Source organism: Halomonas sp. GT (assembly GCF_002082565.1).
Classification (GTDB): domain Bacteria; phylum Pseudomonadota; class Gammaproteobacteria; order Pseudomonadales; family Halomonadaceae; genus Vreelandella.
The window spans coordinates 1,226,250-1,239,680 of the sequence record NZ_CP020562.1; the positions used below are offsets into that span (position 1 = coordinate 1,226,250).

General features: G+C 52.0%; 12 protein-coding genes. 7 read left to right on the top strand and 5 right to left on the bottom strand.

Going from position 1 to position 13,431, the window contains the following annotated elements; all coding sequences use genetic code 11:
* Positions 1-8: 8 nt before the first annotated feature.
* The 3 genes from ispE to B6A39_RS05775 form a co-directional block, all read right to left on the bottom strand.
* On the bottom strand, positions 9-893 hold the full coding sequence (ispE, locus tag B6A39_RS05765; RefSeq protein ID WP_083002379.1) for a 4-(cytidine 5'-diphospho)-2-C-methyl-D-erythritol kinase: 885 nt from the start codon (positions 891-893) through the stop codon (positions 9-11).
* 17 nt (positions 894-910) lie between these two features.
* Entirely contained in the window at positions 911-1,564 is a 654-nt protein-coding gene (lolB, locus tag B6A39_RS05770; protein ID WP_083002382.1) for a lipoprotein insertase outer membrane protein LolB, read from the bottom strand.
* Positions 1,565-1,634: 70 nt separating this feature from the next.
* On the bottom strand, positions 1,635-3,428 hold the full coding sequence (locus tag B6A39_RS05775) for a tetratricopeptide repeat protein (protein ID WP_232318752.1): 1,794 nt from the start codon (positions 3,426-3,428) through the stop codon (positions 1,635-1,637).
* Between the two features lie 283 nt (positions 3,429-3,711).
* On the opposite strand from B6A39_RS05775, the gene hemA reads away from it, so the two are divergent.
* Genes hemA through B6A39_RS05800 form a run of 5 tightly spaced genes read left to right on the top strand, consistent with a single transcriptional unit; the run spans position 3,712 to position 8,261 of the window.
* Positions 3,712-5,022 carry a glutamyl-tRNA reductase gene (gene hemA / locus B6A39_RS05780; RefSeq protein WP_083002385.1) on the top strand — a complete coding sequence of 437 codons (1,311 nt, stop codon included), beginning with the start codon at positions 3,712-3,714 and terminating at the stop codon, positions 5,020-5,022.
* Positions 5,019-6,107, top strand: coding sequence for a peptide chain release factor 1 (prfA, locus tag B6A39_RS05785; RefSeq protein WP_083002389.1), 1,089 nt, complete (start codon positions 5,019-5,021; stop codon positions 6,105-6,107). Before hemA ends, prfA begins: the two co-directional genes overlap by 4 nt.
* The gene (gene prmC / locus B6A39_RS05790) at positions 6,107-6,967 is read left to right on the top strand and encodes a peptide chain release factor N(5)-glutamine methyltransferase (RefSeq protein ID WP_083002392.1); all 861 of its coding nucleotides are present in this window, start codon (positions 6,107-6,109) and stop codon (positions 6,965-6,967) included. The genes prfA and prmC overlap by 1 nt, the downstream gene beginning before the upstream one ends.
* Before the next feature lie 33 nt (positions 6,968-7,000).
* Positions 7,001-7,501 (top strand): Lrp/AsnC ligand binding domain-containing protein, encoded by a 501-nt coding sequence (locus tag B6A39_RS05795; protein ID WP_038482725.1) that lies wholly within the window; start codon positions 7,001-7,003, stop codon positions 7,499-7,501.
* A 4-nt stretch (positions 7,502-7,505) separates the two neighbouring features.
* Positions 7,506-8,261, top strand: a complete 756-nt coding sequence (locus B6A39_RS05800; RefSeq protein WP_083002396.1) for a HesA/MoeB/ThiF family protein — start codon at positions 7,506-7,508, stop codon at positions 8,259-8,261.
* Positions 8,262-8,381: 120 nt separating this feature from the next.
* Here B6A39_RS05800 and ahpF read toward each other — a convergent pair whose 3' ends face one another.
* Together ahpF and ahpC are read right to left on the bottom strand one after the other, a co-directional pair.
* A complete protein-coding gene (gene ahpF / locus B6A39_RS05805) occupies positions 8,382-9,938 on the bottom strand; it encodes an alkyl hydroperoxide reductase subunit F (RefSeq protein ID WP_083002401.1) in 1,557 nt (518 codons plus the stop codon).
* A gap of 199 nt (positions 9,939-10,137) precedes the next feature.
* Entirely contained in the window at positions 10,138-10,701 is a 564-nt protein-coding gene (gene ahpC, locus B6A39_RS05810) for an alkyl hydroperoxide reductase subunit C (protein WP_083002405.1), read from the bottom strand.
* 342 nt (positions 10,702-11,043) lie between these two features.
* Here ahpC and B6A39_RS05815 point away from each other — a divergent pair, with 342 nt between their 5' ends.
* Positions 11,044-12,147: a polyamine ABC transporter substrate-binding protein gene (locus B6A39_RS05815; protein WP_083002409.1), complete on the top strand. Its 1,104-nt coding sequence runs from the start codon at positions 11,044-11,046 to the stop codon at positions 12,145-12,147.
* Between the two features lie 93 nt (positions 12,148-12,240).
* Positions 12,241-13,425 (top strand): ABC transporter ATP-binding protein, encoded by a 1,185-nt coding sequence (locus B6A39_RS05820; protein ID WP_083002413.1) that lies wholly within the window; start codon positions 12,241-12,243, stop codon positions 13,423-13,425.
* Positions 13,426-13,431: the final 6 nt, after the last annotated feature.

Below are 13,431 nucleotides of genomic sequence, written 5' to 3' on the forward strand. Positions count from 1 at the left end.
GGGCGCTTTCAGCGGCCCAGAGCATCTTGTAGGGGAGAGGTGTTGAGTCCGCGCGCTACCCATGAATGCCAATGTTGACTTGCCATATGTGCGACGGTTTGCGCGGCTTGTTGTGAATCGAAAGCCGCAAACAAACAGGCGCCGGTACCGGTCAACCGACTAGGTGCATGCTGCGTGAGCCAGTCCAATGCTTCCGCAATTGGCGAATAGCGTTTTTTGGCGATAGCTTCGCAGTCGTTACGCCACTCCGGCGCTCCCCCCTGCAGTGCGCGCGCCATAGTAATGGGGAGGCTGTCGCGTGTCAATTCTGGGTCTTGGAAGATTGCAGGTGTTGAGACGCTAACACCTGGGTGAATTACCACGAACCAGGGCGTATCTAGCGTGACAGGAGTAAGCTTTTCGCCAACGCCTTCCGCCCAAGCGCTGTGGCCGTGGACAAACACTGGGACATCGGCACCTAGCGTCAACCCCAGTTTGGAAAGCGCTTCATGGCTTAGTCCTAGTTGCCACAGATGATTTAACCCGACCAGAGTGGTAGCTGCATTGGAGCTTCCACCACCAAGACCGCCTCCCATCGGCAGGTTCTTTTCGATGGCGACCGAGACTCCTTGCTGAGTACCGCTTGCCTGTTGCAGCAAGCGTGCTGCACGTACAATTAAATTATCGTCGTGGGCAACGCCACTAAGAGCGTTGGAAAGGGGGGTGGAAAGGGTGTTGGAAAGAGTGATGGCGCTGTCAGTGCGTGGCGTGAAGGTAAGGTAATCGCACAAGTCGATAAACTGAAAAAGCGTTTGTAGCTCGTGATAGCCGTCTTGACGACGGCCTACGATATGCAACATGCGATTTAGTTTAGCGGGAGCAGGCAGTGTCAACGCCGGGGGTGTTGCAGGCATGTGATCTCTCTACTGATCTAGGAGTCCGAGTTAGTGGATTGCCACTGATTAACCACGAGGGTGATGCGCAGGTCGCCGTAGTTCATCACTAGTCGACGGGGTAGCCACATGCCTTCTACTTGCTCCCAGTCACGGTAGTCGATCTCCCAACCATCTTGCTGTAAATGGTTAGGGAAGCCGAGTTCGTCTGTTTCCAGCTGGTAACTGGCGTGCTCGCCCGGCAGGCCTCGTACCCAGTCAGGCATGGCGCGAACCGGCAATGACCAGCCAAGTTGTTCTTCCATTAATGCTTCTGGCGTTTCTGCTTCAAATCGACCATCGCTGGTGGTTAGCGAAAAGCGCCCTTCGCGTCCTTCTAGCACACTGCGTCCGCCGCCAAAGGGGCCACTGATTAGCATGCGGAAATAGTGAGGATGTTGGTTCCAGTCTAGGTTAGCGCTGGTATTTTCCTGGGGGGTGCGAAGTCCTGCTTTGCCCACGAGTGTCCAGGTATCGAAGGCTTCAACGTCTGCTTGCTGGCGTTCCCATTGTCCAGCTTGGCGTCCGCCATCGTCTACAGGCGCTTGAGTGGCGCACCCTGCCAGTGTTAACAGGGCAATACCGGCCATTAGCAAGCGAGTTGAGCGGCTACATAGTGATAAGCGGCTCGCGGGCAGGGAATTGGTTAACATAAACTGGCTCCATGTCAGTGTTGCGTAAACTGTCTTTTATAAAGGCATGCTTTTATAAGGGCATGCCGTATTAGGGCGCGCTTGACGGTGTTAGTTCAGGATGGCGCTCAAGTAAATCATCAATTTGCGGGTGATAGCTTGCCCGTTGGAGAATGCGCGCAATAAGTTGGCGTGCTTCTTCACTGCGCCCTAGGGCATGAAGAACTTCGGCTAAATGAGCGGCAACTTCTTGATCCGGTAGTTGTGCGTAGGCACTCTCTAACCACGCAAGGGCATTGTCAGGCTGGCCAAGCCGAAAATAGACCCAGCCCATACTGTCGAGTATTGCAGGGTTGCTTGGGTCTGCTTCATAGGCACGCTCAATTAGATCACGTGCTTCTTCAAGGCGACCCTGTAGATTCAGGTCGGCAAGCGTGTAGCCTAATGCGTTTAAGGCATCTGCATTATCAGGTTCAGTATGCAGTATTTGGCGCAGGTCTCGTTCCATCGCTTCAATATCGCCCATTTCCCAGGCGCGCATTGCCCTTAAATAAAGCAGGCTGGTGTCATCTGGCGTACGAGTAAGCTCTCTATTAAGAAGTGCCATGGCATCTTCTTGCAGATTGAATTCATCCAATAGCTGTATTTCTAGCATTACAAGCTCGCCGAAGTAGGCGTCATGGCGCATTCGCTCAACACGCAGCATAGCGCGAGCATCTAGCAGGCGATCATTTTCAATCAGCATGCGTGCAGCGGCAGCTCGGGCTGGAAGAAACTCGTTGCCATCTTGTACTTGCCGATAATAAAGCAGCGCGTTGTCGACTTCTTCTTGGGATTGAGCAATGGCTCCCAATAAGAAGTAGGCAGTGTTAGGTACGCGCTCCTGACCAATAAGGGGTTGCAGTAATCGATACGCTGGCTCGCCATGGCCTTCTTCCAAGTAGAGTTGGGCGAGAGCAATACGTAATTCTTCGTTACCACCATGCGTTTCTAGCAGAGTGTTGGTGTGTGCTTCCGCTGCGGTAATGTTGTTCAAGCGAATTTCAGCTTGAGCCAGCATTAAAATAAAGCGGACATCATCTGGCGCTAAATCTAGCCCCCTTTGAGCGGCATTCTGAGCGCCACGATGATCTCCTGTCTCTAATGCCAGGCGTGCCTTAGCAAGCCACAAAGCGGCAGATTCAGGCGACAGCTGCGTCACTTGATCCAGATGCTGTTGCGCTTGACGTGTTTGCCCTAGTGCTGACTCGATCAGTGCGGCGCCAAGTAAAACATCGCTGTGGAATTCATTTTGCTGGGCGTCAGGTTGGGCAAGATAGTCGCGCAATGGCTGGATTAATAGATTCAGTGGTGCCTCTTCGGCCACAGCTGCTTCAGAAAAAGCGGCTATTTCACCATTGCCCCCTGCCTCAGTGATCGCTAGGCGTTGCTCTAAGCTGTCCAGCCAGTCCCCCCGCTGTAATGAGAGTGTAGCCAGCAATCTGTTCGGCAGCTCCGCTTGAGGGGCTAATTCACGCCAACGTATCGCGGAGGCCTCCATTAATGCGACGTCATTTCCAAAGCGTGCTGCAAAGGTTGCGCGCTCGGCTAGCGCGGGGTTGCTGTAGCGCTGTGATGCTTCCAGATAGCCTTGGCTGGCGTAGCGATAATCGCCCCGTTGGCCAGCAAGTTCTGCTGACAGCAGCGAGCGAAGTCCCTCTGCGTCCAGTCCGCGCGTAATCGGCGGTGCTGACTGCATGGGATCGTAAGCATCATTTTGAACCCCGCTCTCAAAGGCAAAAGGAGAAAGTTGGCAGCCGCCCAGTAGTAGCGTTGCGGCCAAGGGCAGTAGGGGGAAACCCGGTAACGATAGGGGGTGACCCAGTAGTGTCGCTCGAAGGGGCATGCGTCTCTCGATCAGGTGGCCGAGTGCTCAGCATAGCGGCTTGGTTGCCTGCGGCAAAGTGGTGTGCGCCAGAACATGCTGTGCTGTGATAGAATATTACACCTTGAAAATAGGGTGGGGTGGTGCAATCCATGGTATCTACTCATAGTATCTACTTATAGTTCATAGTATCTACTCATAGTTCATCGTATCTACCCACTCTTTAGACTTGCTATAGCAAGCTCCAGACATTCAGATCGACAAGTGACGTGACGACCGATCCACTAGCGAAGACGCATAACGCATGACGCTTCTTGCCCTGGGAATAAATCATCGTACCGCCAGCGTGGCCGTACGTGAGCAGGTTGCATTTACGCCAACGCAGCTGGAAAGCGCGTTGACGGAACTGCGTAACCTGCCACAAATCAGCGAAGCGGCTGTGCTTTCGACGTGTAACCGTACCGAGCTTTATTGCGTGACGGATGCCGCCGGTGAGCATGCCGTGCTGGATTGGCTTGGGCGCTTTCATAATTTGCGCGTCGAAGATCTTTCCCGCTGTGCTTATCATTATCTTGACAACGATGCTGCGCGTCATCTGATGCGTGTCGCCGTTGGCCTGGACTCTATGGTGCTGGGCGAACCACAAATACTCGGTCAGTTAAAAGATGCTTATCAGCAGGCCCGCCAAGCCAATGGGTTGGGGGGTGAATTGGAGCGGTTATTCCAACACACCTTCGCGGTAGCCAAACAAGTGCGCACGGAAACGGGCATTGGCAAAAATCCAGTGTCGGTGGCGTATGCTGCTGTCAGTATGGCTAGCCGTATTTTTGATGATTTTAGCCGTGCCAGAGCGCTTTTGATCGGGGCGGGAGAAACCATTGAACTGGTAGCGCGCCATCTTCATGAAGCCGGTGTGCGGCATCTTACGGTAGCCAATCGTACCCGGGAACGCGCTGAGCAAGTGTCTGCCCCCCTGGGGGGATCTGCTATTACACTGCCAGAAATACCGGAGGCGTTGGAGCAGGCTGATATCGTCATATCCTCCACGGCTTCTCCGCTGCCGATCCTAGGGAAGGGCATGGTAGAGCGTGCGCTGAAAAAGCGCCGCCATCGACCGGTGTTTATGGTGGATATCGCGGTGCCACGTGATATCGAGCCAGAAGTGGGTGAGCTTGCAGATGTCTTCCTTTATACCGTTGACGATTTGCAAGAGGTCATTGAAGAGAATCGCCGTCACCGTCAAGTTGCCGCTGATCAGGCTGAGTCACTCATCGAGCACGGGGTGGGTAGTTGGCAGCATGAGCGCCGAATCCGTAATGGCGGCGAAATTATTCGCGACTATCGACGTCACGGAGAAGCCATTCGAGACCATTCTCGTGAGCAAGCTCTTGAGCGATTAGCAAAGGGTGAAGATCCTGCCAAGGTGATTGAGCGTTTAGCTCACCAATTGGCGAATCGGTTAATGCACCAGCCCACGCTTGCCTTGCGCGACGCTGCATCCCAAGAAAATAACGAGTTGCTGAATGCCGCGCCTAATATACTACTGCCTGCTAAGCCTGCCTTTGAGCAACCAGTAGCCGCGGTAAAATGCCAGAAGGATGATACACCCGCATGAAAGAGACTTTGCGCCAACGCCTAGATAGCTTTTCCGACCGCTTCGAAGAACTGGCAATGCTGCTGTCTGACCCTGAGGTGATTAATAACCAGCAGCGTTTTCGCGACTACTCCCGTGAGTACGCGGAATTAGAAGAGCTGGTCGCCGCCTGGCAGCGCTACGGCGAGGTAGAAAAAAGCATCGAAGAAGCCGTGCAGTTAAGTCGCGACAGCGATCCCGATATGCGCGAGCTGGCAGAAATGGAAATCAGTGAGGGGCGTGAGAAACTCGAAGCCCTGGATAGTGAGCTGAAACGCCTGCTGGTGCCTAAAGACCCCGATGATGGTCGCGGTGTGTTCTTGGAAGTGCGTGCCGGTACGGGTGGGGATGAAGCCGCTATTTTTGCGGGTGATCTGTTTCGCATGTACTCACGTTATGCGGAAAAACGTGGCTGGCGCGTTGAAGTTGTCAGTGCAAGTCACGGCGAACAGGGCGGTTACAAAGAAGTTATTTCTCGTGTGAAAGGCGATGGTGTCTATGCGCGCTTAAAATTTGAGTCTGGCGCGCACCGCGTTCAGCGAGTGCCCGCGACGGAATCGCAAGGCCGGATACATACGTCTGCCTGCACGGTGGCGGTCATGCCTGAGGTGGATGACGTGGGCGATATCGATATTAATCCCTCGGATTTGCGCGTTGATACCTATCGTTCCAGTGGCGCGGGCGGTCAGCACGTCAATACCACAGATTCTGCTATCCGTATTACTCACTTGCCTACAGGCGTCGTGGTGGAGTGCCAGGAAGAGCGTAGTCAGCATAAAAACCGCGCAAAGGCGATGTCGTTGCTGGCAGCCAAACTCAAACGCAATGCGGTTGACTCGCAGCGCCAAGAGCAAGCAGACGCTCGCCGCTCATTGGTTGGCTCAGGGGATCGCAGTGAACGCATCCGTACTTACAATTTCCCACAGGGTCGGATTACCGATCATCGTATTAACCTGACACTCTACAAATTAACGGAAGTCATTACGGGTGAGCAGCTTGATGATGTCATCGAACCGCTTATTCACGAATATCAAGCAGAGCAGCTTTCAGCCCTTCAGGACGCTTAATGAGCTTTGATGTTCCGACTTTCGATGCGCTTTTGCGACGAGCGACGACTCGGTTGCAAGCGGTAGGTTCACCTTCCCCTAGGATTGATGCAGAGGTACTGCTTCGTCACGCAACGGGGCATGACCGTACTTGGCTGTATACCTGGGGAGATCGTGAGTGCCCCCTCTGGGAGCAAGCACGATTTGATGCGTTGGTGGCTGCACGTGCTCAGGGAATGCCAATTGCCTATCTGACTGGTGAACGAGAATTTTGGGGACTGCGGCTGGCAACATCGCCAGAAACGCTGATTCCACGACCTGATACTGAAACCCTGGTTGAGACTGTGCTGATGCGTGCCAAAGCGAGGGCGGGGAGATTGCTGGATCTTGGCGCCGGCACTGGCGCTATTGCACTTGCGTTTGCCAGCGAGAAACCTCACTGGCAAGTAATAGGGGCGGATATTCGCCCAGAAGCAGTGGCGCTTGCAACGCGTAATGCACAAGCGCTAAAAATCGATAATGCTCAGTTCGTAATTAGCGATTGGTTTAGTGCGTTCGCTCAGTCCCCTCAAGCGGTTGCATTCGATATTATTGTTAGTAACCCGCCCTATATCGCTGCCGACGACCCACACTTGCGCCTGGGTGATGTGCGTTTTGAGCCATTATCGGCATTAGTGGCCGATGCTGACGGGATGGCGGATTTGCTGCATTTGATTAGCACTGCTTGTGGTTATCTTTCCGATGGAGGCTGGCTTGCCTTAGAGCATGGTTATACGCAAGCGGCCAACGTACGCACTGCGTTAGTGCGTGCTGGCTTCCAAAACGTTGAAAGTGTGCAAGACGTTGGAGGTCATGAACGGGTTACCCTGGGTCACCTTTAATAACTGCCTGATTCATCAGTATTGGATCCTGCCATGAAACCAAAAAATAGAACGCTGGACCGGATCGATCTTAAAATTTTGCGCTGTCTGCAGGAAAATGCGCGGATTTCCTATGTCGACCTTGCCGCTGAAGTCGGCTTATCCACAACCCCTTGTTTAGAGCGTGTTAAGCGCCTTGAGCGTGCGGGTATCATTCGCGGCTATCAAGCCATTCTTGATCCGCAGGCACTGAAAGCGAATTTGTTGGTCTTTGTGGAGATTAGCCTGGAGACACAGTCACCAGCTGTGTTCGATGAGTTTCGTCGGGCGGTAGAGAAATTACCGCAAATCCAAGAGTGTCACTTGGTGTCTGGCCAGTTTGATTATATTTTAAAATGCCGAATTCCTGAGATGTCAGCTTACCGACAGCTGCTAGGCGATGTCGTACTGACGCTGCCTGGGGTAAAAGAGTCCAAAAGCTATGTGGTAATGGAAGAAGTGAAAGAGAGCTTCAACTTACACATACCCGATTTCGAGGAATTTGAGGATAAGTAATCCGATGATGGATGATCAGGCGCTGCTGCGCTATAGCCGCCAAATTATGCTACCCGAAGTTGATATTCATGGGCAGGAGCTCCTGAGAAACGCTCATGCTCTGGTTGTTGGCGCTGGTGGGCTTGGGTCTCCCGTGGCGCTTTACTTAGCGGCTGCTGGCGTGGGCAACATCACTATTGCCGACGCTGACACGGTAGAGTTGTCAAACCTGCAGCGCCAGATTGCTCACCAGCAGGCGAGTATCGGCATCAACAAGGCACGTTCAGCAAAAGCGAGTATGGAGGCACTTAACCCTGAGTGCCATGTTACCGCCTTGGAGCAACACGCTGATGGCCAGGCACTCGAGGCACTGGTAGCGTCGGCAGATGTGGTGCTGGATTGCACAGATCGTTTTTCAAGCCGCTATGCGATTAACGCTGCTTCTCAGAAGGCCGGTGTGCCACTGGTCTCTGGAGCGGCAATTCGTTTTTCTGGGCAGTTAGCCGTTTTTGATCCTCGTGATCCAACATGCCCCTGTTATGCGTGCCTTTATCCTCCTGGCGACAGTGAAGATGAAGCCTTGAGTTGTGCAGAAAGCGGTGTCATGGCGCCACTGGTAGGATTGATTGGCTGTTTTCAAGCGATAGAAGCTTTTAAGCTGTTGAGCGGTGCAGGAAAATCGCATCAAGGACTTTCCACCTTTGAGGGCTTGAGCGGCCAGTGGCGTCACTTCCAAGTGCCTCGTGACCCTGCTTGCACAGTGTGTGGTTGCGCCGATTAACCATACGAACAAAAAAACGCCCGCAGGGCAGCGGGCGCGACGTCACGTTTTTACGTCAAAGGAAACAGCCTGCTAGGCGGCAGGGGCCCCGCCCGTCAGGCTAGCTAATGTCGAATCAGACTAGTGGCGAATCAAATAGTCAAACGCACCTAGTGATGCTTTTGCACCTTCACCCATGGCGATAATAATTTGCTTGTATGGCACAGTAGTAACGTCGCCTGCAGCAAATACGCCTGGAACCGACGTCATGCCATGAGCATCAACAATGATTTCGCCGCGCGGCGTCATCTCAATCGGCGAGCCTTTCAGCCACTCGGTATTAGGTACTAAGCCAATTTGAACAAAGATACCTTCTAGTGCGATGGTTTTAAGCTCATTGGTATTGCGATCTTTATAGGCTAAGCCGTTAACCCGGCTGCCGTCACCAGTCACTTCCGTGGTTTCAGCGTTTAAAATAATGTCCACGTTAGGCAGGCTCTTAAGCTTTTTCTGTAGCACGGCGTCTGCACGCATCTCACCCATAAACTCGACTAAGGTGACGTGGCCCACAATACCGGCCAAGTCGATAGCTGCTTCAACGCCAGAGTTGCCTCCGCCAATGACTGCTACGCGCTTGCCTTTAAATAGCGGACCATCGCAGTGGGGGCAGTAAGCAACGCCCTTGTTGCGGTACTGTTGTTCGCCAGGCACATTCATCTCGCGCCAACGCGCACCGGTTGCCAGCACAAGCGTTTTGCTCTTTAGCTTAGCGCCAGACTCGAAGATTATTTCGTGTAAATCACCTTCGTTTTCAGCTGCTTTAAACGATGTGGCGCGCTGAAGGTTCATGATGTCAACATCATACTCTTTAACATGCTCTTCTAGAGCGCTAACCAGTTTAGGGCCTTCGGTATGGCTAACTGAGATAAAGTTTTCGATACCCATGGTGTCTGCAACCTGTCCACCGAAACGCTCAGCAGCAACGCCTGTGTTTATTCCTTTACGCGCAGAGTAAATCGCTGCTGATGCACCCGCAGGGCCGCCACCAATCACTAACGTATCAAAGACAGCTTTTTCGCTAAGTTTTTTTGCTTCCCGTTCAGCAGCGCCCGTATCAACCTTGGCTAGAATCTGCTCTAAGGTCATGCGTCCCTGGTCAAACGGTTTGCCGTTTAAATAGATGCTGGGAACCGACATGATTTCTCGGGCTTCGACTTCATCCTGGAACAATGCGCCATCAATGGCTACGTGGCGAACATTCGGATTGAAAATTGCCATCAAGTTAAGCGCTTGAACAACATCTGGGCAGTTCTGGCAGGAGAGCGAGTAATACGTCTCGAACAGCATTTCGCCGTCGAGCGTCTTGATTTGATCTAGCAGTTCTTCGGATGTTTTTGGAGGGTGTCCACCCACTTGTAGCAGTGCCAGCACCAGCGAGGTGAACTCGTGACCCATCGGGATGCCAGCAAATACCACGCCGGTTTCTTCGCCGGGGCGGTTAATGGCAAATGACGGCGTGCGATTATCCTGGCCGTCAGTTTGCAGTGTAATCTTGTCGCTTAGGCTGCTGATGTCTTCGAGCAAACCTAGCAATTCACGTGACTTGGCCCCGTCATCGAGGGACGCAACGATCTCGAACGGTTGAGTCACTTTTTCTAAATAAGCTTTCAACTGATTTTTTAAATTGGCGTCCAGCATGACAGTGGCTTCCTCGCAGTCAGCAGTAATGAGTTCTCAACCTAAAACGCTCCCTGCTGTTGAAAGACCGCAGCATGAAAAAAGAGCGATAGGGAAAACGGTGGTTGCGTTAACACGGGTACTTAAAGAAAGACACCCGGGGTATGCCCGGGTGTCGTGCTGCCTTAAGGGGCTACCCTGAACGGCAGCGGTAGGCCGTTTAGATTTTGCCTACGAGGTCTAGAGACGGAGCAAGTGTCTCTTCGCCTTCTTTCCATTTGGCCGGGCATACTTCGTTTGGGTTCTCGCGAACATACTGGGCGGCTTTCACTTTGCGCAGTAACTCTTCAGCGTTACGGCCAATGTTGCCAGCGTTGATTTCGACGATCTGAATTTTGCCGTCGGGATCAACAACGAAGGTGCCACGCTCTGCAAGACCTGCTTCTTCAATCAATACGTCGAAGTTACGAGAAATTTGCAGGGTCGGATCAGCAATCATTGGGTACTGCAGCTTACCGATGGTTTCAGAGCTGTCGTGCCAAGCTTTGTGAGTGAAGTGAGTGTCGGTAGACACGCTGTAGATCTCAACCCCTAGCTTTTTAAACTCAGCGTAGTTGTCAGCTAAGTCGCCAAGCTCTGTCGGGCAAACAAAGGTGAAGTCAGCAGGGTAGAAGAAGAAAATAGACCACTTACCTTTCAAATCTGCTTCAGTGACGTCGATAAACTCGCCGTTCAAGTAAGCAGTCGCTTTAAACGGTTTTACTTCAGTATTGATCAAGGACATTCAGAACGTCTCCAAAATAAGTGAGTGGCAGTGAAAAAAGTTGATGCTCATGTTAACCAACTACGACTAATAGCTAAAATTGTAAAAATGAATCTATGCAATAGCTTTGAGCTATTAGTGCATGTTTTTGAGAGTTGGCTACTCTACAAATGGGGTCGCATTAGGCAGAATACAAGAATTTTCCACATGGGCTTGCGATAGATGTCGCTGCACCGCAAAATTCGCTCATCTGGCATAGTAGCTACAGCTGTTTCTAATGTTTTGGCGTAAGCTTGACGTTTGAATGCCTTAGCAGTTAACCAAAAATTCTTTGCGATATCGGATTTTATAAGGAGTAGTGAGATGGGGAATATTCACAAACTTTCAGTGGCCGTTACGGCCCTCTCTTTTGCCGTAGCGGCTGCTAATGCCCAAGCGAATGAAGTGCGAGTTTACAACTGGTCTGATTATATCGCCCCTGAGACGCTTGAAAAGTTTACCGAGCGCACCGGTATTGAAGTGACTTATGATGTTTATGACAGCAATGAAATTTTAGACGCTGCGCTTTTGTCTGGCCGTTCTGGCTATGATGTTGTTGTTCCTTCTACACATTATTTTACGCGTCAGTTGAAAGCTGGTGTTTATCAGCCGCTGAACCATGAGCTGTTGCCCAACCTGGACAATCTTAATCCTGAATTAATGGGTAACCTTGAAGGTATCGACAGCGGTAGTGAATACTCTGTGCCTTATATGTGGGGCACCAATGGCCTTGGTTACAATGTTGATCGTATCACCGAAATTTTAGGTGATGATGCACCTGTTGATAGCTGGGCACTGCTATTTGATCCAGACATTACTAAACAGCTTAGCGATGCTGGCTGCGGATTAGCCATGCTGGACTCTGGTGATGAAATGCTGTCCCCCGCTATGGCATACCTTGGCCTTAGTCCACTTAGTGAAAACATTGAAGATCTTGAAGCGGGTGGCGAACTAATCGCTAACATCCGCGATAACATTACGTATTTCCACTCCTCTCGCTATGTTTCCGACCTAGCAAATGGCGATATCTGCGTAGCAGCAGGTTATTCTGGCGATATTTTCCAGGCGGCTGACCGTGCTGAAGAAGCGGGGCGCGATTTCACCATTGCTTACAGTATTCCCAAAGAAGGCGCTGCGCTGTGGTTTGATATGATGGCCGTTCCAGCAGATGCGCCGAATACTGAAAATGCCCACGCGTTTATCAACTTTATTTTAGAGCCAGAAATTGCGGCTGAAATTAGTGAATATGTGCGCTATGCCAACCCTAATGCAGCGGCAAATGAGTACCTGTCTGATGAGTTGCTAAATGATCCTGCCGTATATCCTGAAACGGATGTCATGCAAAACCTCTACGTTGCGGTAGAGAAGCCTCAAGATGTTCAGCGCGCGCGTACGCGTATCTGGAATCGCGTAAAATCAGGTCGTTAATTTAATCAACGCTTAACAGCGAGCCAAGCGAATGCTGGGCTCGCTGTTACTTTTTTAACGCCCGGTTTCCGGGCCTTTTGATGGGAGTGGCGAATGGTCACTACGCCCCTGTCGAACGAGCCGTCATCCTCTTCTGCGGTAACGCCTCCCGCTGCTCAGCGTGCTCAGGGAAAAACGCCAAGGTTTGCAGAAGATATTGTGCTTGAGGTAAAGCGCTTAAGTAAGCGCTTCGACGATGCGCTTGCGGTCGATGATGTTAATTTGCAGGTAAAGCGCGGCGAAATTTTCGCCTTGCTCGGTGGGTCAGGATCAGGCAAGTCGACGTTGTTGCGTATGTTGGCAGGGTTTGAAACGCCCAGCGAAGGGCGGATTCTGCTAGGTGGCGAAGATATCACCTCTATGCCACCACATAAGCGTCAAATCAATATGATGTTTCAATCCTATGCGTTATTTCCTCATATGACGGTAGCGCAAAACATCGCTTTTGGGCTCAAGCAAGATAGGCTAACTAAAGGAGATGTCGATGCGCGTGTCGCACAGATGCTCAAACTAGTGCATATGGAACGTTTTGCTAAGCGTAAACCGCATCAGCTTTCCGGTGGGCAGCGTCAACGGGTCGCGCTTGCGCGTTCGCTGGCCAAACGTCCCAAGCTGCTGTTGCTGGATGAGCCGATGGGGGCGCTAGATAAAAAACTGCGGACTGAAATGCAGCTCGAGGTTGTTGAGATCATTGAGCAGGTGGGCGTGACCTGCATTATGGTGACTCATGATCAAGAAGAAGCCATGACCATGGCGGACCGTGTTGCGATTATGGCCGACGGCTGGATCGAGCAGGTGGGCTCACCGGTCGATATTTATGAAAGTCCGGCCAGCCGAATGGTGGCGGAGTTTGTCGGTACGGTGAATCTATTCGAAGGTGAAATCGTCGAAGACGCTGCGGACCACTGTCGCATTGCATCACCCGCATTATCTCGGCCGATCTATATTGATCATGGCATCACGACCCAGGCGGTAGATCGCCGTGTGTGGGCTGCGCTGCGCCCTGAGAAAATCTGGCTAACCCGTGAGCAGCCATCCACAGAGTACAACTGGGAAGCAGGCAAGGTTGATGATATCGCTTACTTGGGGGGCTACTCGCTTTACTACGTGCGTACGGCCTCTGGGCAAATGATCAAAGTGAGTATGGCCAATACTGAGAGGCGTGGTGATCGCCCAACCTGGGAGGATAGTGTTTATGTCTATTGGGAAGACCACAGCGCTATCGTGCTGAACCGCTAATGCCTC

What these genes read in the sequence shown, in the direction of transcription:
- ispE (WP_083002379.1), bottom strand. Translation starts at nt 893, where the DNA reads ATGCCTGCAACACCCCCGGCGTTGACACTGCCTGCTCCCGCTAAACTA.
- lolB (WP_083002382.1), bottom strand. Translation starts at nt 1,564, where the DNA reads ATGTTAACCAATTCCCTGCCCGCGAGCCGCTTATCACTATGTAGCCGC.
- B6A39_RS05775 (WP_232318752.1), bottom strand. Translation starts at nt 3,428, where the DNA reads ATGCCCCTTCGAGCGACACTACTGGGTCACCCCCTATCGTTACCGGGT.
- hemA (WP_083002385.1), top strand. Translation starts at nt 3,712, where the DNA reads ATGACGCTTCTTGCCCTGGGAATAAATCATCGTACCGCCAGCGTGGCC.
- prfA (WP_083002389.1), top strand. Translation starts at nt 5,019, where the DNA reads ATGAAAGAGACTTTGCGCCAACGCCTAGATAGCTTTTCCGACCGCTTC.
- prmC (WP_083002392.1), top strand. Translation starts at nt 6,107, where the DNA reads ATGAGCTTTGATGTTCCGACTTTCGATGCGCTTTTGCGACGAGCGACG.
- B6A39_RS05795 (WP_038482725.1), top strand. Translation starts at nt 7,001, where the DNA reads ATGAAACCAAAAAATAGAACGCTGGACCGGATCGATCTTAAAATTTTG.
- B6A39_RS05800 (WP_083002396.1), top strand. Translation starts at nt 7,506, where the DNA reads ATGATGGATGATCAGGCGCTGCTGCGCTATAGCCGCCAAATTATGCTA.
- ahpF (WP_083002401.1), bottom strand. Translation starts at nt 9,938, where the DNA reads ATGCTGGACGCCAATTTAAAAAATCAGTTGAAAGCTTATTTAGAAAAA.
- ahpC (WP_083002405.1), bottom strand. Translation starts at nt 10,701, where the DNA reads ATGTCCTTGATCAATACTGAAGTAAAACCGTTTAAAGCGACTGCTTAC.
- B6A39_RS05815 (WP_083002409.1), top strand. Translation starts at nt 11,044, where the DNA reads ATGGGGAATATTCACAAACTTTCAGTGGCCGTTACGGCCCTCTCTTTT.
- B6A39_RS05820 (WP_083002413.1), top strand. Translation starts at nt 12,241, where the DNA reads ATGGTCACTACGCCCCTGTCGAACGAGCCGTCATCCTCTTCTGCGGTA.